This window comes from Streptomyces sp. RerS4 (assembly GCF_023515955.1).
Classification (GTDB): Bacteria; Actinomycetota; Actinomycetes; order Streptomycetales; family Streptomycetaceae; genus Streptomyces.
On the sequence record NZ_CP097322.1, the window covers coordinates 5,412,099 to 5,433,765 of the forward strand.

Below are 21,667 nucleotides of genomic sequence, written 5' to 3' on the forward strand. Positions count from 1 at the left end.
TGTCTTCGTATTCTGCCTTCAGTCTTGATGCACTCGTGTCGGGGCCCTTGGCACGGGGGTCTGGGTGAAGCGGGTCCGTGGGCGAGAGGGCTAGCTGCTCTATCTGGGCTGCACCTCGGCGGTGAATCTTTGCCGCTGTCGACTCGACGGCACCGTCGCGATCTTTATGCCCCTGTTGGGGCGGTGCTGTTCTCCTAGTGTTTGCCCGGCTTAGATCGCACTCGGTAGTGTGGCCGCTGCTGCTGCCGCGTGCGCGACGGCCCGAGTGACTGGTTCCTCGCGCCTGGGGCCTCGGCGTGGTCAAGCGCAGTGCCGCACCGGTTTGCAGGGCGCCATGCATCCGCGTTGCCGCGCCCAGGAGGTGCGGTTGCGGCTGATCGTGTCTGGCTGAATTTGCTTCTTGTCAGTGGGCTCGCGTCTGGGCCCGAAGACCTCAAGGTCGTCGGGGGTGTCTTGTGCGAACCGGCGCCCTAGCTGTTGCGGTCGAGCCGTGATGTCGTCAGTCGTCCTCAGACACGGGAATCCGATCAAGCCAGCGTGCGCGACCCCTGCTGGCACCTGCGGTTTCGCCGGTAGGGTTGTTCGGACGTGCCCGGTAGGTGTGTGGTCGTGCCGCTGTCACCTGCCAGATGCGAGAGCTATGAGTCGTGCATTAGGGGGATTGGCAACGCCATGGATGTGTTCGGCGCGCATGAGCGGCTCATCGAGGACTACGACGAGTTCACGCGCTCCCTGGTGTGGGTGAGGGATCCCGCCATTCGCGAGCACCTCAAGGTGGAGCGGGACAGGAAGTCCAGGTGGCCTGATCCATGGATCTCACTCAATCCCACATTCCGCAAGGGCGGAACGGTCGCGGAACTGACCGAACCGGGACCCGATGACACCAGGCTCCTTCATCCGCTGTGTGCGCAGTACTTCCGCAACAAGAATCGCGCGGGTGATACGGCCGCGAACGAAGACATCTCGCTTACCCTGCACTACCACCAGCGCCAGGCGATCGAGATCGCCTCGTCGAAGAGTTCGTACGTCCTGACCACCGGAACGGGGTCAGGAAAGAGCCTCTGTTACCTGATCCCGATCGTGAACGAGGTTCTTGAGAACCCGAATCCCGATGGCATCTCCGCGATCATTGTGTATCCGATGAATGCCTTGGCCAACAGCCAGATGGACGAGCTCAAGCACTATCTAGAGAACGGGGTGGCTTCCGAGGATCGCCGCGTCACCTTCGCTCGCTACACGGGGCAGGAGAAGCGCAAGGAGAAGGAGTCCGTGCTCAGCAAAAAGCCGGACATCCTACTCACGAACTACATGATGCTGGAGTACCTGCTCACCCGCCCCGATGAACGCAAGGAGCTGATCAAGGCGGCGAAGGGCCTGCGCTTCCTGGTCCTGGACGAGCTGCATACCTACCGCGGCCGCCAGGGAGCCGACGTGGGCATCCTGGTACGCAGGCTCAGGGAGGCGTGCGAGGCGACGGATCTGCGGTGCGTCGGGACGTCCGCGACTATGGCCACGACGGAGACGTTCGCCGAGGCTCAAGAGACGGTGGCCGAAGTCGCCACGCGGCTCTTCGGTACCCCCGTCGATCCGGACTGGGTGATCGGAGAGACGCTTGAGCGGGCCACCGACCCCGGTCGGCCGCTCGGGCCTGAGGAACAGGAGGTCGCCCTCGCTGCCGCCGTGCGCCGAGCGGTCTCCGGTCCCGATGCACTGCCGTCCTCGTATCAGGCCCTCAGCCGTGATCCGCTCGCTGTCTGGGTCGAGCATGCATTCGGCCTTGAGCTGGAGCCGAGTGCCACGGACGGAGCTCCGCGGCGCTTCCGCCGCCGCAGTCCCACCACGATCCCGCTAGCCGCCGTCGACCTGCGCCGGGCGTGTGGCGAACACACCGTGTCGGAGGCCGACTGCGGGGAAGCGATCAAGGCGATGCTGGAGGCTGGCGCACGGGTGAAGGATCCAGGCACCCGCCGCCCCCTGTTCGCGTTTAGGCTCCACCAGTTCCTCTCCAAGGGCGACACGGTCTACGCCAGCCTTGAGGCGCCAGCCTCCCCGCGCCATCTCACGAGCCAGTACCAGCTGCGGGTACCCGGACACCAGGATCGGCCGCTGGTCCCGCTCCACTTCTGCCGTGAATGCGGTCACGACTACCTGGCCGTGACCCACGACGGGCGGCAAGAGCGCTACTTCGCCCGCAAGGACCCCGAGGCCCCAGCCGAGGCAGGTGACGGCTACCTCTATGTGGACGAGGAGCGTCCCTGGCCCAGCGACTCTGAGGAGATCTTGGACCGGCTGCCGGCAAGCTGGATCGAGACGGACGACCAAGGACAGCGCACGGTCGTCAAAGCCCGCAAGGATGACCTTCCCGAACAGGTGTGGATCAGCCCCGACGGGCGGCGGGCCCAGCCGGGCACGGGATTGCGTGCCTGGTGGATCAGGGCACCGTTCCGTTTCTGCCCCCGCTGCCGCGTCGGATACGAGCAGCTGCGCGTCCGGGACTTTGCCAAGCTCGCCACCTTCTCGGCCGAAGGGCGCAGTTCCGCGGTGTCCCTGGTCAGCGCGAGCGTAGTGCGGTCACTGCGTGGCCAAGCCGATCTCGGCAAGCGCGCGCAGAAGCTTTTGACGTTCGTCGACAACCGTCAGGACGCCAGTCTCCAGGCCGGCCACTTCAACGACTTCGTCCAGGTCACCCAGATCAGGGGTGCTTTGTACCGGGCCCTGGACAAGGCGGGTACGGCGGGGCTGCGCCACGACGCACTGCCTCAGGCCGTCGCCGAGGCGCTTAACCTGCCGCTGACGGCATACGCCCGCAATGCCCAGGTCAAGTACGGCCCGCTGGAGGACACCCAGGCGGCCCTGCGTTCTGCGCTGGCCTACCGTATCTACGCGGACCTGGAGCGCGGTTGGCGGTTGACCATGCCCAACCTCTCCCAAACCGGCCTGCTGCGCTTCGACTACACCTCCCTTGCCGACATTGCCGCCGACGCCGACCTGTGGCGCGGTACCCACTGGGCTCTGGAGAACGACGACCCTGCTCACCGGCAGGAGATCGCGCGTACCCTGCTCGACGAACTGCGGCGGGCTCTCGCCGTCAACGAGAAATGGCTGACCCAGCTGGGACACGAGCAACTGGTCGCTCTCAGCAAGGAGCACCTCGCCGGTATCTGGGCCGTGCCGGATACGGATCCGCGCACACCGGCCCGGATCGCGTACGCGGGGCCGCGGCCGAAGCGCTCTTCGACTGCGGACACCGTGTACTTCAGTGCCCGCGGTGGTTACGGCCGCTACCTGCGCAGGCCGGGAGAGTTCGGAGCACTGCCGCAGCTCGCGGGCAAACGTCTCGGTGAGGCTGACGCCGATGTCGTCATCAGCGACCTTCTCCGGGCATTGCGCACCGCCGGTCTGCTTCAGGTCGTGGACGAGCGGTCCGACGGCAGCCTCGGCCACCAGCTCAAGGTCTCCTCGTTGATCTGGCTGCCCGGTGACGGCGAGACTGGCGAACCGGACCTCGTACGCAAGACGTTCGACTCTGGCGCTGGAGCCCGGGTGAATCCGTTCTTCCGGGACCTGTACCGGGACGCGGCGAACGAGCTGCGAGGGCTGGAGGCCAGGGAGCACACCGCTCAGGTGGACTCGGAGATGAGACGGGAGCGTGAGCGGGGCTTTCGGGACGGCGATCTTCCGCTGCTGTTCTGCTCACCCACCATGGAATTGGGTGTCGACATCGCGGAACTCAACGCGGTCACCATGCGCAACGTTCCGCCGACCCCGGCCAACTACGCGCAGCGCTCGGGCCGTGCCGGACGTTCGGGTCAGCCGGCCCTGGTGACGACGTACTGCTCGACGGGCAGTGCCCATGACCAGTACTACTTCCGCCGTCCTGAACTCATGGTGTCCGGCAGCGTGGTGCCTCCGCGTATCGACCTCACCAACGAGGATCTGCTGCGTTCCCATGTACAGGCGGTGTGGCTGGCCGAGACGGGAGCGAGCCTGGGGCACCGCATGACGGAGGTACTCGACGTCGCCGCACCCGCGACCGAGGCGAGCGGCCCTCTTCCGCTGCCGCTCGACAGGGAACTGCGCAGAATCCTGGAGACCGACGCCTACCGCCGCAACGCCATCGCCCGCTGCGTACGGATTCTCGCCCCGCTGGAGGCAGATCTCGCCGACACGGCCTGGTGGTATGACGGCTGGATCGAGGACCAGGTACGAGACGCACTGCGCACCTTCGATCGGGCCTGTGACCGCTGGCGTCGGCTGTACCGCAACGCGCGCGATGAACGTGACGAGCAGGACCGCCTCGCCAACGACTCCTCGATCGGTGCCCGGGACCGCAGACAGGCGAGGTCCCGCCGTATTCAGGCCGAGCAGCAGCTCGACCTGCTGCGCAACGACTCGGACAACAACGAGGGCGCCCGCTCCGACTTCTACACCTACCGTTACTTTGCATCCGAGGGGTTCCTGCCCGGCTACTCGTTTCCGAGGCTGCCGCTCGCCGCGTACGTTCCCGGAGAGCCTGGCGAGAGCAAATACGGTCAGAAGCGTGGCGCCTATATTCAGCGGCCGCGGTTCATCGCCATCGGCGAATTCGGTCCTGGAGCGCTGATCTACCACGAGGGCCGCCGTTACACCGTGTCCAACGTCCAGGTCCCGATGGGGGAGACCCCTGGCCGGATCGCCACGGTGGACGCCAAGGTGTGCGGCGACTGCGGCTACTGGCACGACACCCGGGAAAAGCGTGACGACTGCCTCGGCTGTGGAGCCCGCCTCGTACCGGTCCTGCGCCGGTTGATGCAGCTGACCACTGTGTACGCGGAACCGCGACGCCGTATTTCCTCCGACGAGGAGGAGCGCCTGCGGGAGCCTTTCCAGCTGAAGACCGCCTACCGCTTCCACCACGGCAAACTCACGGCCCGGTTCTGCCTTCCCGGCACCGCGGACGCCGAGCGAGCGATCGCCGAACTCACCTATGGCGACGCGGCGGTGCAGGTCATCAACCTAGGGCGGCGGACCCGTCGCCCTGCTGGCGACGAGGGCTTCTGGCTCGACCCCGTCTCGGGGCGCTGGCTGAGCGACACCAAGGCCGCCGAGCGCGCCGAGACGTCAGCGGAGCAGGAGGCACTCGGCACCTTCCGGCTCACCACACGGACCGAAAAGGTCGTGCCCTACGCGGAGGACAGCAAGAACATCGCCGTGTTGCGGCTGTCCACCCCGGTCGACCACTACACGCGGGTGACGCTCCGCTACGCCCTGGAGCGCGGCATCGAAGCGCACTTTCAGTTGGAGGACGCCGAGCTGCATAGCGAGGACTTGCCCGATCCCGAGGACCGGGCTCGCATGCTGTTCGTCGAGGGTGCGGAGGGCGGCGCCGGAGTGCTGAGGCTGCTGCACGACGACCACGAGACGATCGCAGCGGTCGCCGCCAAAGCCCTGGAAATCATTCACTACGAGTGCGAAGACGGCCAGTGGCACGACCGGAAGCACGCCAGGGGCGTCCGCGAGACCTGTGAGTTCGGCTGCTACGACTGCCTGCTCACCTACCACAATCAGCTCTTCCACCCCATGATCCGTAGGCAGACAGCCGTCGAGGTGCTGAAAGAACTCGCTCAGTGCCGGGCGGTCAGGGAGCAGCCGCAGGCGGCGAGCCCCGTCGAGCACGCGGCGGCACTGGCGCTGCGTTCGTCGCACGACAGCGGCGGCGGATTCGTGGAGTGGCTGCGCGGCCACGGCTACCGGCTGCCGGATGAGACCGGTGAGGAAACGGCTTCGGCACGGGCCGTGCCCGATTTCGTCTACCGTCTACCCGACGCCGACGTGGCGGTTTTCTTGGACCTGCCCGGCCATGGCGTCCCCGACGAGTCGCGCGACACCAAGGCCAGAACCTGGTTGGAGAACCGCGGCTGGCTTGTGATCGAGATCAGTGACGAAAGTGAAGAGGAGTGGCACAGTACCGTGCGCGCGTACCCGAACGTCTTCGGCCCAGGACGGACGCCGCGGTGACCGGCCTCTACACGCCCGGTGCACTGGTCCGCGCCCGCGACCGGGACTGGGTGGTGCTGCCCGGCACCACAGCGGACTTCGTGCTGGCCAGGCCACTCGACGGAGACAGCGAATTCGACACGCTGCTGTTCCCCGAAGAGACCGGTGACCCGCACTTCTCCGCCCCTGAGCTGCCGGTCAAGAAAGACGGAACGGGTCGTCTCCAGGCCGTCGACAGCGACGACATCGGCGATTTCGCCTCCGCGTCCTTGCTGCGTACGGCCCTTCGGGTATCTGCGTCCAGCGGCGCGGGCCCGTTTCGCTGCCTCTCGGGAATCGCCGTCCAGCCACGCCAGTACCAGTTGGTGCCGCTGATGGCTGCTCTACGTATGGACACCGTGAGGCTGTTGATCGGAGACGATGTCGGGATTGGCAAGACCGTCGAGGCGTCGCTGATCGCCAAGGAACTCATCGAACAGGGCTCCGCGACGAAGATGGCCGTGCTGTGCTCCCCGGCGCTGGCCGAGCAGTGGCAGCGCGAGCTGCACGACAAGTTCAGCCTCGATGCTGAACTTGTCCTGCCCTCCACGGCCGGCAAGCTGGAGCGGTCAATCATCGAGACTGATCAGACGATCTTCGACCGGTATCCGTACACCGTCGTCTCCACGGACTTCATCAAGCAACGCGATCGCCGCGACGCCTTCCTGCGCACCTGCCCGGACCTGCTGATCGTGGACGAGGCGCACACGTGCATCGGAGCCGGTGCGGGCCGCCAGCAGCGCTACGAGCTGCTGAAGGACCTGGCCGCTGATCGTGACCGCCATCTGATCCTGATCACCGCGACCCCGCACAGCGGGGACCGCGATGCCTTCGCCAAACTCACCGGCCTGCTCGACGAGAGCCTCGCCCAGCTGGATCCGACCGTACCCGCGCACCGCGACCGAATCGCCCGTCACCTGGTGCAGCGCCGCCGCCGCGACATCCGCCACTTCCTCGACGAGGACACTCCCTTCCCGGCCGATCGCATGCTGAGGGAGGTGCCATACCGGCTCGATACTGCGTATGCAGAGTTCGTCTCCGACGTGATCACGTACGCTCGTGAGCAGATCCGCCGGCCCGACGGTGAGCTGCGCCAGCGCATGAGCTGGTGGTCAGTCCTCGCGCTGTTGCGCTGTGTGCTGTCCTCCCCGGCGGCGGGCCGGGCGACCCTGACCACCCGCTCCGCGGTCGGCGCCGCACGCACCCCGCAAGAGGCCGATCGCATCGGCCGCGACGCGGTCCTGGAAGCCCCTGACGCGGAGGCGTCGGAGGGCCTGGACGCTGTTCCTGGCACACTCCTCGACGGAGAGGAACCGCCTGTCACCGAGACGGCGATCGAGGACACGGGGAGGCCTGGGGCGCCTGCGGAGGCCATCCGTCCTCGGAAGGTGGACCGCCGACTGAAGGAGTTTGCCCAGCGTGCCGCCGAACTCGCAGGCCCCGAGTACGACGCGAAGCTGCGCCTGCTGATCGAAGAGGTCAAGGCACTCATCGCCGACGGCCACGATCCCATCGTCTTCTGCCGTTACATCCCCACTGCCGAATACGTGCGTACCTACCTCCATGATGCTCTCGGTGGCCGGGCCCACGTCGAGGCGATCACCGGGAACCTGCCTCCCGAGGCGCGAGAGGCGCGCGTCGCGGAGCTCACCGTACGGCCCGGACGTCAGGTTCTGGTGGCCACCGACTGCCTCTCCGAGGGCGTCAACCTTCAGGAGCGCTTCAGCGCCGTCCTCCACTACGACCTGTCGTGGAACCCGACCCGCCACGAGCAGCGCGAGGGTCGGGTCGACCGGTTCGGCCAGCGCAGCGAACGTGTCATGGCCGTCACGCTCTACGAGACCGACACCGGTATCGACGGACTGGTCCTGGACGTTCTGATCCGCAAACACCGCGACATTGCCCAGCAGACCGGTGTCGCCCTGCCCGTGCCCAAGGCGGGTGAACGCGTCCTGGAGGCGCTCACCAACAGTCTGCTGCTGCGTGGTCGGGCCGAGGCGGCGGCCGCCGGTCAGATGTCCTTCGATTTCGGGGCGGACGAACAGATCGGGGCGGCCCGCGACGTGCTGCACCGCGAATGGGAGAGCGCCGCAGAACGGGAATCACGGATTCCGACCAAGTTCTCCCACTCCGGTATGCGGCCGCAGGACGTCGAGGACGAGCTGACTGCGTTGAGGCAGGTCCTCGGCGTACCCGGCGACATCGTCGCGTTCACCCGGGAGTCCCTCGCCGCACTGCGCGCCCCGGTGCGGAGTCTCCCGCACGTTCCGGGCTTCGCCGCCCAGCCCGGCCCGCTCCCCGCCGGCCTGCGCCATGCGCTCGGCGTGTACGAGACCGAGGACCAGGCGGCAGCTGCCGCCGGCACCGGAAGGACCGCGCGCCGAACGACGGCGAAGACCCCTCGGAGCACCAAGTCCCCGAAGAAGACCGCAGGTTCCGCGTCCGGCCCAGGCGATCTTGTCTTCCACCGGGATCTGCCCGTTCCGCCGAACGAGCACGCGCTGGTACGCACCGACCCCGCGGTCCGCGCCATCGCCCGGTACGTCCTGGACTCCGCACTCGATCCCGCCGTCTCGACCGAGGACCGGCCCGCCCGCCGCCTCGGCGTGATCCGTACCGAATCCGTCGACACCTACACCGTGCTCCTGCTGGCCCGATACCGTCTCCAGCTCAAGCTGCCCGTCAAGGGCAGTAGCGAGTTCAAGGAACTGGTCGCCGAGGACGCCCGTGTGCTGGGCTGGCGCCCTGACGACGACGGCGGTATCGAATGGCTCACCGACGAGGAGACCGCCCGTCTCCTTGCCGCCGAACCCAAGGGCAGCGTCATCACCGAGCAACGCGTGCGCGCCGTCAGCCGTGCCCTGGGCGAGCTGCGGCTTCCCGAAGTGCGCGACCACCTGAACGCCTACGGGGATGAGCTCGCCGCGCAGCTGACCACCGCGCATCTGCGGGTGCGCGAGGCCTCAGGCGAGCGTGGTCGTGCGCTCGGTGCCGCCGCTGCCCGCCGTATCACCGTCACCCCTGCCGGGCCGCCCGACGAGCTCGGCGTCTACGCCTTCGTCCCTGCCGGAGTTCGCCGTTGACCGCCGTACTGCCCGACCCGCGGGCCGCCGTCCCCTCCGTGTCCACTTCCGCCGTTCGGGTCGAGGGCCGGCTCTTCACGGCTGATCTACTTGCCCGGGTCACGGCGGGGGACCGCGAACTGCCCGGCTGCGCCCCCGCCGACTACGGCCTGTATCGGGGCGAACGCATCGGCGACGCGGCAGGCCGTGCCTGGACGGCGCTCACCGGCGCCTACCGGGCTTTCCGGGACGACCTCGACCGGTTGCCCGGGGAGAAGTCCGCGACCACGCTCACCCGTAGGGCGTGGCTGCTGCGTCTGTTCACGGAGCTCGGCTACGGACCGCTGGCCGCCGACGGAGTCACCGTCGAACACCCCGGCCGGGGCGAGCGGCTGCGCACGAGCCACCGCTGGCAGGAGCACCTTCCGGTGCACCTGCTGGCCTGGGGCAAGCCGCTCGACCGGAAGGTTGGCAACCGGCGCGCCCCGCAGTCTGTCCTCCAGGAACTTCTCAATGTCTCGTCCGGCCACCTCTGGGGCATCCTCTCCAACGGCCAACTCCTGCGCGTTCTGCGGGACTCCACGTCCCTCGTGGGCTCCGCGTATCTGGAGTTCGACCTCGAAGCGATCTTCGACAACGACCAGTACGCCGACTTCGTCCTCCTGTACTCCCTGCTGCATGCCTCCCGTTTCGAGCTGGTGGCCAAGCCGCGCAAACGCGGTCGTGGGAGGGCCGGCGGGGATGCGGGAGCGGAACCGGCCGGCGACACCGCCGAAGAGCCGGACTCGACGGAGCCATCCGCGGACGACGAAGGGGACAATGAGGAGGACGATGGCGAGTACGACGCGGCTGGCGGAGGCGCGCAACCGACGCTCGACGAGACCGGGGACCCCGATGCCCCCGCCCTCACCCCGGTCGACTGCCGCATCGAGTGGCTGCGCACCCACTCCGTCGAGACCGGCCTGCGCGCGCGCGACCACCTCCGTGACCAGGTCGCCGACGCCATCGGCGTGCTCGGCACCGGCTTCCTGGACACCAACGAGCATCTGCGGGACGTCGTCGCACGCGGCGGCCAGGAGACCTTGGAGGAGTTCCACCACGAACTGCTGCGCCTTGCCTACCAGCTGATCTTCCTGTTCGTGGCCGAGGACCGAGGAATTCTCCTCGACCCGGAGGAGTCCGAGGAGGTGGCGATCGCTCGTAAGCGGTACATGGCCTACTTCTCGACCAGACGACTGCGTCGTATCGCCTTCCGCCGCCCCGGGGACCGCAACACCGACCTGTGGCCCACCCTGTGCAGAGTGCTCGACGCCCTCGGTACCGACGGCGGGGCGCCCGCTCTCGCCCTGCCCGAACTCGGAGGCCTGTACTTCCGGGACGTCCGGGACGCGAGTGACGCTGCCGCCACACGGCTCGGCTCGGTCGAACCGCTGCGTACTGCCAGGCTGCCCAACGACCGCCTCCTGGAGGCCGTACGGCTGCTGTGCCAGGTACAGGACACGAACCGCCGCTGGCAGCGCGTCGACTATCGCCACCTGGGAGCCGACGAGCTCGGCAGCGTCTACGAGTCCCTGCTGGAACTCCGGCCCCGGCGCAGCGCCCAGCCGGAACGGTTCTGGCTCCAGACCCTCGCGGGCAATAAGCGCAAGACGACGGGCGCCTACTACACGCCCGTCAGCGTCATTGAGAAACTCCTCGACGAGGCACTCGACCCGGTCATAGACCGCTTCGCGACGGCCGACCCGCGCCGTCTCCTCGACCTGAGGTTCATCGATCCCGCCTGCGGTTCGGGCCACGTCCTGGTCGCCGCCGCGCGCCGCGTCGCCCTTCGTTACGCCCAGCTCGACACCGGGGACCCGGAACCGGCCCCGGAGCAGGTACGGGCTGCGCTCGCCGAGGTCGTACGCCACTGCGTGCACGGCGTGGATATCAACCCGATGGCGGTCGAGATCGCCAAGGTCTCCCTGTGGCTCGAGTCCCTGGAGCCCGGCCGGCCCCTTGCCTTCCTGGACGACCGCGTCAAGGTGGGCAACGCCTTGCTCGGTGCGACGCCGAAGCTTGTCGCGGAGGCGGTCCCGGACGGCGCGTTCAAGAAGCTCGCGGGCGACGACGGCAAGATCCTCACGCGGCTTAAGGCGACCAACAAGAAGGAGCGTGCGGGCGGCGAGGGAATTCAGACGGCCCTGGGGCGTAGCCCGCTGCGGGTCGGGACGGCCGAACTCCGCCAGGAGGCCGAAGAACTGGCCAAGCTGCCGGGCCGCAGTCTGTCCCAGGTGCGTGAGCAGGCACGCCGCTACGAGGAGTTCGTACGGGAGTCCGAGGAACGCCAACGTCATCAGCGCGTCGCGGACGCCTGGTGCGCGGCTTTCCTTTGGCCCAAGTACGAGGGCGCTCCCTCGGCGATCACGAGTACCACGCTGCTGTACCTGGCGGACGGCGGTACCCTGGATGAGGAGGAGACCGAGACCCTCCAGAGCATCGCCTCCCGCAACCAGTTCTTCCACTGGCACCTGGAGTTCCCGCGCGTCTTCCGCGTCGAGAACGACGAAGACGACGACCACAACCCGGACACCGGCTGGCAAGGCGGCTTCGACTGCATCCTCGGCAACCCGCCCTGGGAGCGCGTCAAGATTCAGGAGAAGGAGTGGTTCGCCTCCCGCGACGAGACCGTTGCCGACGCGCTCAACGCCCACGAGCGCAAGAAGCTCATCGCGGCGCTTCAGGAAAGCGAGGACGCTGTCGACCGCGAGCACTACGAGGCTTTCCAGGTGGCGTTGCGTGAGGCGGCAGGTACGACGCTGATGCTCCGGAACTCCGGCATCTTCCCGCTCACCGGACAGGGCGACGTCAACACGTACGCGGTGTTCGCCGAGCGCGCCCGGATGCTGCTCGCCCCGAAGGGCATGTCGGGGCTCGTTCTGCCTACGGGGATCGCGACGGACATGACGACGTCGCGGTTCTTCGGGGATCTGGTGGAGCGGCGGCAGTTGGTGACGGTGTTGGACATGGAGAACGAGGAGAAGCTCTTTCCCGACGTCACCAACCGATACAGCTTCTGCTTGTTCACCATCTCTGGTCCGGCCAGTCGCCACGAGCGGGCGCGGCTCGCCTTCCGGGCACGCAGGCCTGACCAGTTGGACGCCCGAACCTTTGAGCTGGACGCGCAGGGCTTCCGCGATATCAATCCCAACACACGGACCTCCCCTGTGTGTGAGAGCCCGGAGCACCTGAGCGTGCTGCGGGGGATCCATGAGCGGGTGCCGGTGCTGTGGGCGGACAAGGGGATGGGGGGTGAGCGGAATGCTTGGGGGGTGCGGTTCATGCGCATGTTCGACATGGCCAGCGACTCGAAGCGGTTCCTGACGGACGAGACTCTGCTCAACGACGGTTGGACTCGACTGGGCACCACGTTCGTGCGTGAGGACGAGCGTGTCCTGCCGCTCTATGAGGGCAAGTTCGTCCACCACTACGACTCGCGTTTCGCGACGTATGAGAACGCGACGCAGGCGCAGAAGAACAAGGGGACGCTGCCCCGGCTGGACACAGGGGCACATGAGGATCCGTATGCGGTGCCGCTGCCCCGGTACTGGGTGTCGGAGAGGCTCGTCGACGCCCGTCTCGCGGCGGAGCCGCTGAAGCCCGGGACGGAGTGGCCGTACGACTGGCTGATGGGCTGGCGCGATGTGTGCCGGGCGTCGGACGAGCGGACGGTGATCGCTTCGGTGGTGCCTCGGACGGCGGTGGGGCACAAGCTCCCGCTGCTTCAGGCCAAACAACTGCCTGAGCTGCTACTGGCGAACCTTTCGAGTCGCGTCCTCGACTTCTCCGCTCGGCAGAAGTACGCCGGCGCTTCATTGACATATTTCGTAGTGGAACAACTCCCCGTCCTCGGACCCGAGGCCTACACGCGGGCTACCCCCTGGCTCGCGAACCATCCATCCGCCCCCTGGATCCGCGACCGAGTCCTCGAACTCACCTACACCTCCCACGAACTGGCCCCCTTCGCCCGATACCTTGGCGACGAGGGCGCCCCGTTCGTCTGGGACGAGGAACGCCGCTTCCTAATGCGGGCGGAGCTGGACGCCGCGTATTTCCACCTGTACGGCGTGTCCGAGGGCGAGGCCGTCCTCGTACTGGACAGCTTCCGGGCGTTCCGCAACAAGAAGCCGGAGCTGTTCCAGCGCACGAAGGACGAGATCCTGGCGATCTACCGTGAGATGGCGAAGGCGGCGGAGCAGGGCACGCGGTACGCCCATGCTGAGCTGAACCCGGCCCCCGGTCGGGGTCGCCGGCACGGGCCCGGTGCTAGTCCGCTCACTCGGTCGGAGCCGCCGGCGCCGGAGCCGCCGGACTCGGACGGGCTCGTTGTCGCCGACGTGGGTCGGCATGACGCGGAGGACGTCCTGTTCGGCATGGCGGACATTGGGGAGGACGAGCAGCTCGGTTTCTGGAGCTGAGGTGCAGCAGGGGGTTATCAGTGCTGGTGAGGCATAGGGGTTCCCGTCCGCGGGTCTTGGAATCGCGGGCGGTCCCGGCGCCGTCCGGCCAGGTCGGCTCGCGCCGCGGCTTGAACACCATCAGACTGCCGGATTGTCGGTGGGCGCCGCTATGTTGGTGGCGCTGGAGTTGATCGGCCTGTGACCGGGGTGTCTGCCCCGGGACGAGGCGAGGGCCGAGGGGCTTGGGGGATGTCGTGACCGTAGTCTTCGAGTTGAACGCGCGTGCGGTGCACGGCGCCATGCAAGTGCTCGCCAAGCTGCCGAAGGGCCACGGGCTGCCGTACCGTGAGGTGTGGGAGCGGGTGCAGGAGCTGGACCCGTCGTTGAAGGCGGACTGGGAGGAGGCCTTCCCGGACCTGTCGACCACAATCAGGACCAAGCTGCGATACGAGAGCATCAACCTTGGCAAGGCGGGTTGGCTGCGCAAGACGGGCCGGACGTGGAGGCTGACCGGCCCGGGCCGTCAGGCGTTCTTGGCGTATGAGGGTGATCCGGCGGCACTCCTGACCCGCGCGTACGAAAGGTATGGGTACTGGAGTACCGAGCGAGCGGCTTTCGACCGGGCGGCGGAGATCCTTGAGACCATGCCGGACGCCAACCAGTGGGTGGAGATCGCCGACCTGGCGGGGACCGTCGGCCTGGATGAGGAGCCGCTGCGGGCGTGGCTCCAGAGTCATCGCCCGACCGGCTGGCATCTGGCCCTGGGATCGGACGGGGAAGTTCCCGAGCAACTCCGTTTGGCAGAGGGCGAGTATGACGAGTGGCGCACGCTCCTCGAGGAGAGTCGGGTATATGACCCGGCCGCCTCCGGGGCACATGCGGTGCGCGCACTGCTTACGAAGAGAGTCCGGCGCGAGGAGCTTCAGGACCTCGTCCCTCAGGAACTCCAGGCCGCGGCCCCAGAGGACAAGCCGCGTCGGCGGGCCTGGCTCATCCGTGGGACCGATGGGCGGGGGGCGACGCTGATCCGCTCGCTGTGGCGGGAGAAGGGCGTTTGCACGCTCTCGGCGGACCGGCTTCCAGGGCTGGCCGAGGGGGACGAGCCGGACCACGTCCGCCAGGTCGTTGACCTCTACTACACCGATCTCAGCCAGTCCCGGCGCACTGAAACGGCCACCGCCTTCTACGCCTTCCTGTCCCGGATGAGGGAGGGCGACATCGTCGTCACCACCGATGGGGACCAGATCTACCTCGGTGAGGTCAAGGGGCCGGCTGTGTCGACCGTCACGGGGGACGGGACCGTTCTGCAGAGGGAGGTCGACTGGGGCAATCTGGACACCCCGCTCACCATGGACGATCTGCCCGAGGGGCTTGCTGGACCGTTGGGCAACCCGAACTCCGGCCTGCTGGAACTGTCCGAGTTCACCGGCGACCTTGAAGTCTTTCTCGACGAGGATCCTGAGCAGACCCCCACGGGTGCCGTCGACGCCGCCGAACTTCCCGACGTCACACAGGAGCTAGCGGATGAACTGACCATGCGCGACACGGAGTGGCTCCAGGACTGCGTGGAACTGCTGCGTGACCGGCCCCAGTTGATCCTGCACGGACCGCCGGGCACCGGTAAGACTTTCGCGGCCCTCGCCCTGGCCCGCCATCTCACGGCGGGGCGGTCGGCCAACGTCCAGCTGGTGCAGTTCCACCCTGCCTATTCGTACGAGGACTTCTTCGAGGGTTTCCGCCCGCGTGCGGTTCCTCTCACGCCGGAGGAGACCAAGAGCGGGAGCAGCCCTAAAGCCATGATGGGAGGACCTGTCGGAAAGGATCTCTCGGACGCCGGGTCCGGCATTGTCTTCGACCTGGTTCCGGGCCCCCTCAAGAACCTCGCCGAGAAGGCTGACGACAATCCCGGGGAGACTTTTGTCCTGGTCATCGACGAGATCAATCGTGGCCATCTCGCCAAGGTCTTCGGCGAGCTGTACTTCCTCCTCGAATACCGACGTGAGTTCGTGCACCTGCTGTACGGCTCGGACAAGGGGCGCCGCTTCAGGCTGCCGCGCAACCTGGTCATCCTCGGGACGATGAACACGACGGACCGTTCGATCGCCCTCATGGACGCGGCCATGCGCCGGCGTTTCTCCTTCATGGAACTGCACCCGTCCGAGAAGCCGGTGGACACCGTTCTCGCCGACTGGCTGGCGAAGAAGCAGTTCCCGCAGGACGCCGCCCGTCTCCTTGACGCCTTGAACAACCGCATTGAGCGGGCCCGGCTCGACGACCGTGACTTCCGGATCGGCCCGTCCTACTTCATGCGCACGCCGGTGCACACCCACCCCAAGGGCCTGGACAGGGTCTGGCGCCACCAGATCCTGCCTCTGCTCAAGGAGCTCCACTGGGGGGACGACATCGACGTCTCGTCCGAGTACGGCCTGGAAGGGCTGCGGGAGGAGCTCGGACTCGGCACACCCACCGCTCCTTCAGCCGCTGACGAGGGGACGGGCGAAGGCGTGCCGGCGGCGCGAGGAGCCGCTGAGTGACTGAGGTCAGGGGGCGACGGCGGGAAGACATCGAGGTGCGGCCTGCCGCCGCGGCGCCTGTCGGCGCCACGATCCAGGCCGCGTCGCGCAACACCGGTGCGACAACGACCCGGCGCGGTCGGGCTCCCTTCCCGGTGGATGTGGCCGAGGGCGGCGGATGGAGTGCCTGGACACTGACCGCCGCACAGGTGGACACGCTCAGCTCCGAGGATGCCCGCAAGATCATCGAGATTCGTCCAGCCGGCCGAGGCGCTGACCGTTCCCGCTGGGAGCTGAAGGCCAGACGGACAGTCGGTGCGGTCAGGCTCGGTACGGCCGAGGGCGCCGTACAGCTGCGTATCGCCCCGAAGGTCACGGTGGACCGGCTCCTATACCTGCTGGTCTACGCGCCGCGCTGGGCGCGCTGGCAGCCGGACCCGGTCGACGCGGCAGTTCGGAACGAACTGTTCCCGGCGATCGCCCACACTTTCGCCCGGGCAGCCGAGCAGGCACTCCGTCGTGGCCCGCTGTCCGGATACCAGGGCCGCGAGGACACCTCGATGATGCTGCGTGGGCGGTTGCGTGCAGCCGCTCAGCTTCGGAGCCGCCCGGGTCTCGCCCTTCCACTCGAGATCTCGTACGACGAACATACCCCCGACATCCCAGAGAACCAGCTGCTGCTCAGTGCGGCGCGCCGCCTAACCCGGCTTCCGGAAGTGCAGCCCCAAGACCGTGCCAGACTCCGGCGATTGGACGCTCTGTTGGACGGCGTGACCGCACCGGTGCTCGGAGCTCCCGTAGCGGCCTGGACCCCCAGTAGACTCAACGCCCACTACATTCCGGCGCTGCGCCTCGCTGAGATCATCCTCAAGGGCGCGTCCTTCGAATACGTCGACGGCCGGCCGGTCAGGGTGGACGGCCTCCTCCTCAACATGGAAAAAGCCTTCGAGGAATTCCTCGCGAAGGCCCTCGGTTCCGCTCTTGAGCGGCAGATCGGAGGGCGCTTCCAGGCCCAGGCGAACACACACTTCCTGGACGACCGGAGCGAATACCCACTCCTGCCGGACCTTGTGCACAAACTGTCGGGCGAGGACGGGGCCCTGCACCCGGCCATTCTCGTGGACGCCAAGTACCAGGACGGCGTCAAGCGGGCCAATCTCTACCAGATGCTGGCGTACTGCACCTGCTTCGGACTGTCCGAGGGACATCTCGTATCCGTCGCGGGGGACGAGGACGGTACGGGGGTACGCGTCCCCGTGCCTGGCGGTGCGATCATGCTCTACCGGCATGTGGTGGACCTGTCTCTGCCACCCCAGGCACTCACGGCCCGTATCGACGAGCTCGCGAGAACGATCGCGGCAGCCAGGACCACTGCTCCGCGACCTCGCACTGGAACCGGTACATGAGTATGGGTACAGCCCTTGCGCAGCGGTCCTCAGAGTCGGTACCCAGCTGAATGCGGGTGCTCCGCAGTGGCCGTACCAGCCATGCAGGAAGAGGAGGGCACGCTGGGGGCCCTCACCGGCGTAGCCGCCGGTGAGGTTCAGGGGATACGGGGAGCCGAGCGCGATCACATCTGTCGGGAGACGCGCGTGTAGCTCCGGCAAGTCCGTCACGTGGCCGCCCGAGTGCTTCAGGCGATGCGGGGGACGGTGTCCTCTCGTACGGTGCGCTGTAGCCGCGAATTCTCTGCCTGAGGAGTACAGGACGCTCGGTCGTGACGCTCGTTTGACGCTCTAGGTGCCCACGCGAAGGACGATGAGCCGAGAAAGTGGCCCTGACCTGGAGTTTTCTGGGCTCCGTTCAGGCCGATACGTTTCCGATGACCCACCACGTGGAGTGCGTCGCGATCCTGGAGCCTGTCGAAAAGGGCCGCTGACCTGCGGCTTCGTCGAGTGGGCGCTGAGAGCGCCCCAGCCGGGTGCCGCTCGGCGAAGCCCGCGGCCCCGCCGAGGCTCGCGCCGGATGTCGCACATTCGGGGCGGCTTGATCGTTCGCGGAACTGCTCATTTCTGTGGATCGTTCGCTGCGAGCCAGGCCCGGACGGCCCCCGCCTCCCGCTGGTGCCCAAGGCTCCAGAGCAGATCTGCCTGCAGGCTCACCACCTTGCGAAGCGGCGAAATGAACAGTGCGGGCATGGCTGGCACGAGCCTGCTGTAGATCTCCACCGCGTCCACCGTCGCTCGCAGTGCCTCGGGCATGTCCTGTCGTGCGTCATAACGCACCGCTGCCCATGCGGACAGTGAGAGGGCGAGATCGGGTTCGTGGGCGGTCGGGTCGCCCGCCGCCAGCCGACGCCGGATCTCCACCGCCTCCTCGGTGGCGGTCAGGGCTTCCTCCCACCGCCCCACCTGCGACAGCCGGCTGCCGAGGTTGTTCAGTGAGCGGGCGAGGCCGGGTTCGTGGGCGGCCGCGTTGCCTGCCGTCAGCCGGCGCCGGATCGCTACCGCCTCGTGGGCGGCGGTCAGGGCTTCCTCCCGCCGCCCCACGTCCGACAGGAAGGTGCCGAGGTTGTTCAGCAAGTCAGCGAGGTCGGGTTCGTGAGCGGTCGGGTTGCCTGCCGCCAGCCGGCGCCGGATCTCCACCGCCTCCTGGGCGGCGGTCAGGGCTTCCTCCCACCGCCCCACCTCCGACGACCGGGTGCCGAGGTTGGTCAGTGAGAGGGCGAGGTCGGGTTCGTGGGCGGTCGGGTTGGCTGCCGCCAGCCGGCGCTGGATCTCCACCGCCTCCTCGGTGGCGGTCAGGGCTTCCTCCCACCGCCCCACCACCGACAGATGGTTGCCGAGGTTGGACAGCTCGCCGGCGAGGTCGGGTTCGTGGACGGCCGGGTTATCCGTTGCCAGCCGACGCCGGATCGCCACCGTCTCCTGGGCGGCGGTCAGGGCTTCCTCCCGCCGCCCCATCTGTGAGAGGAAGGTGCCGAGGTTGTCCAGCGCGTTGGCGAGGGAGTGTTCGTGGGCGGCCGGGTCGCCTGCGGTCAGCCGGCGCCGGATCGCTACCGCCTCCTGAGTGGCGGTCAGGGCTTCCTCCCGCCGCCCCACCTTCCACAGGGAAGCGCCGAGGTTGATCAGTGAGAGGGCGAGGGAGTGTTCGTGGGCGGCCGGGTTGTCCGTTGCCGGCCGGCGCCGGATCGCTACCGCCTCCTGGGTGGCGGTCAGGGCTTCCTCCTGCCGCCCCATCTGCGACAGGAAGATGCCGAGGTTGTTCAGCGAGGCGGCGAGGTCGGCTTCGTGGGCGGGGTCGGTGGAGGTGAGGTCCCGCCAGACCTGCAGGGCATGTCGGCCCGAGGTGAGGGCTTCGTCGCGAAGGCCGGCGTGGAGTTGGCGTGTCGCGAGGTACTGGAGGAGGTGCGCGCGTGAGGCGGGGTCGTGGACGGTGGGCAGGTGGTGGTGCAGCACGCGCTCGGTGATGGCGGCGATGCCGGCGTCGAGGTCGGCGTGCCGATCTTCGGGGAAGTGGTGGCTGATGGCTCCCAGGACGGTGATGTCGAGGGTGGGCAGGTCGTTCAGGCGGGTCAGGGCGGCGCCACCGGCGGCCAGGGCGAGGGTGGGGTGGCGGCGCAGGAGCGGGTCGAGGTGCTGGGTGGTCAGGTGGGGCCAGCGGTGGGCCGCCTCGATCAAGACCGTCAGGGCCTGGCGGGCGTAGGGGGCCGGTCCGCCGTCCTGGTGGCCGGGGGCGAGGAGTGCGGTGGGTGTGGTGATGGTCCAGGGGTCGGTGGCGTGGTAACCGAATTCCTCCTCGTGGCCGGGAAGGCTCAGGGCGAGGTAGTCCTCGCCGAGGCGGTCGGGGGCGAGTGGGTCGAGCACCAGGCCGGATCCGGTGGGCGGGTAGCAGTAGGTGTGGTCTTCGACCAGTTGCCGGCCGGCGGGCGGGGTCTCGGCAGCGCCGGTGCGGGTCAGGGCCGCCGCAGCGTCGGCGGGGGACAGGGCGCCGGTGAGGGTGGCCACGTACACGGCCCGGCCCATGGTCTGCTCGGTGGTTCGCAGCGGGCCGCGGCCCTGGTCGTGGAAGGAGCGCCAGTGGTCGCGTTCGCGGTCCAGCAGGTAGGAGGACAGACTCGCCTGACTGCTGCCGGACGGGGGTGTCCTTCCGCGGCTGGCGGCGTCCACGTCGACCAGGGCACGCATGTGGACGGTCAGGGTCAGGGCGAACACCGGGTCGTTGAGATTCCCGGGTACGCCGATCCTGGCGGGATGGGGGTGGGCGAAGATCTCGGCGAACCGGTCGCGGGCCGCGACGTACATGTCGGCACGCGCCCCTGGGGTGTCCGGGATTCCTGCGAGCCGGAGGGCATCGACGTCCAGGACGTCGAGTTTCGTGAACTGGTGGGCCAGGCCCTGCCACCAGACACCGGCGGGGCGGGCCAGCAGGAGGATGCGCAGCCGGTCGCGGGCGGCGTCACGGTGCTGGCGCACCAGCGTGATCAGGTCTTCCAGAGGCCAGCGTTCGGCGTAGTCCACGATCACGACCAGGCCCGGGGCCCGCACGGCCAGGCTCTGGTCACCGCCCCCGGCCGAGGAGACCTCGCTGCGGTGACGGGCCAGCGCGACGGCCCATCCCGCCCTGGCCGAGCGTGCGGCGAACTCGGCGGCCAGCCGGGTCTTGCCCGACCCGCCCTCGGCGTGCACCAAACGCACCGAAAGCCCCGGCGACTCGTCGTCACGCCACGCCTCCAGTAAGGCCAGTTCCGGCCGGGAGAGGAAGGGAACGACCTGGTGGCGAGCCATCAGCAGCCGACTGGGCACCCGTGCCAGCCCCGTGGGCACCGCGGCCGGCACCGTGAGGGGGAAGGGCTCCACCTGATACGGCGGGGTGCCGCGGTAGATGTAGTTGTACTGGTCACCGTGCTGCACGGCATTGACCCGGCCACCACCGGTGGCCGTGATGATCTGCGTGTACACCACGCCGTCGCGGGGGCCCACCGGCGCGTCCACGTTCAGCCCTCCCTCTCCTGACGCGCCGGACCCGCAGGCGGCGCGGGGAGCCGGGGACCGGAGTCCATGTGGAAGTTGTTCTGGTTCCCGTTCTGCACGGCGTTGACCACGCCGTGGTCATGGGCGTTGTTGTACTGGTTCTGCCGCTGCGGTGCCGCCGCCACTGCTGCCCGCATCCGGTCCGTCTGCGCCTCCAGCTCCTCAGCCGCGTCGGGATACGCGGCCAGGAACCTTTCCAGCTCCAGCTGCCACTGCCTGATCAGCAACCTGCGGGCGGGCTCGGGATCCTGACCCGGCATCACCAAAACCGCAGCGTCGTCCAGTCGCGCCTCGATACCGGCATGCAGCTCAGGGCCGCCGCGGCGGATGACTGCCAGGAATCCATCACGGACGGTGGTCCAGGCGTCCGTGGCCATCGCGGCCACGATCGTTGTCGCACCGGCCATGGCCAACGCCGCCATTTCCTGCTGTGTCACGAACACCCTCTCCAACCCTCAAGGCCCGAAATCGGCGGCAGGCAGGCAAAAGACACATGAAGCCAGAACCCAAAAAGCTGCCCGTCGCACCGGCAGCGTCAGAGCGGCCCGCTTCGCGTTCCGGCTGCCCCCTGGCAACAGATCCTGCCGAACCGCGCCGGATCAGGATGGCCGAGCCTGCGAACATCACCCACCCGATTTGGGGGCCCGTGACACGTTCGTTGCAGT

At 68.1% G+C, this 21,667-nt stretch carries 7 protein-coding genes; 5 read left to right on the forward strand and 2 right to left on the reverse strand.

Features of this window, described 5'->3' with window-relative positions:
- The first annotated feature begins 672 nt into the window (after positions 1–672).
- The 5 genes from M4D82_RS25085 to M4D82_RS25105 all read left to right on the forward strand — a co-directional run bounded on the left by M4D82_RS25085 (position 673) and on the right by M4D82_RS25105 (position 17,435).
- On the forward strand, positions 673–5,997 hold the full coding sequence (locus M4D82_RS25085; RefSeq protein ID WP_249768177.1) for a DEAD/DEAH box helicase: 5,325 nt from the start codon (positions 673–675) through the stop codon (positions 5,995–5,997).
- Entirely contained in the window at positions 5,994–9,098 is a 3,105-nt protein-coding gene (locus tag M4D82_RS25090; RefSeq protein WP_249768178.1) for a DUF8741 domain-containing protein, read from the forward strand. The genes M4D82_RS25085 and M4D82_RS25090 overlap by 4 nt, the downstream gene beginning before the upstream one ends.
- On the forward strand, positions 9,095–13,534 hold the full coding sequence (locus tag M4D82_RS25095; RefSeq protein ID WP_249768179.1) for an Eco57I restriction-modification methylase domain-containing protein: 4,440 nt from the start codon (positions 9,095–9,097) through the stop codon (positions 13,532–13,534). The genes M4D82_RS25090 and M4D82_RS25095 overlap by 4 nt, the downstream gene beginning before the upstream one ends.
- 236 nt (positions 13,535–13,770) lie before the next feature.
- On the forward strand, positions 13,771–16,050 hold the full coding sequence (locus tag M4D82_RS25100; RefSeq protein WP_249768180.1) for an McrB family protein: 2,280 nt from the start codon (positions 13,771–13,773) through the stop codon (positions 16,048–16,050).
- A complete protein-coding gene (locus M4D82_RS25105; RefSeq protein WP_249768181.1) occupies positions 16,047–17,435 on the forward strand; it encodes an McrC family protein in 1,389 nt (462 codons plus the stop codon). The genes M4D82_RS25100 and M4D82_RS25105 overlap by 4 nt, the downstream gene beginning before the upstream one ends.
- Positions 17,436–18,035: 600 nt before the next feature.
- Here the strand turns inward: M4D82_RS25105 and M4D82_RS25110 are convergent.
- Both M4D82_RS25110 and M4D82_RS25115 read right to left on the reverse strand, forming a co-directional pair.
- On the reverse strand, positions 18,036–20,963 hold the full coding sequence (locus tag M4D82_RS25110; RefSeq protein ID WP_249768182.1) for a tetratricopeptide repeat protein: 2,928 nt from the start codon (positions 20,961–20,963) through the stop codon (positions 18,036–18,038).
- A gap of 2 nt (positions 20,964–20,965) precedes the next feature.
- Complete coding sequence (locus tag M4D82_RS25115) at positions 20,966–21,439, reverse strand: hypothetical protein (protein ID WP_249768183.1); 474 nt, start codon at positions 21,437–21,439, stop codon at positions 20,966–20,968.
- Positions 21,440–21,667: the final 228 nt, after the last annotated feature.

Coding starts and splice junctions, on each gene's coding strand:
- M4D82_RS25085 (WP_249768177.1), top strand. CDS start 673: ATGGATGTGTTCGGCGCGCATGAGCGGCTCATCGAGGACTACGACGAG.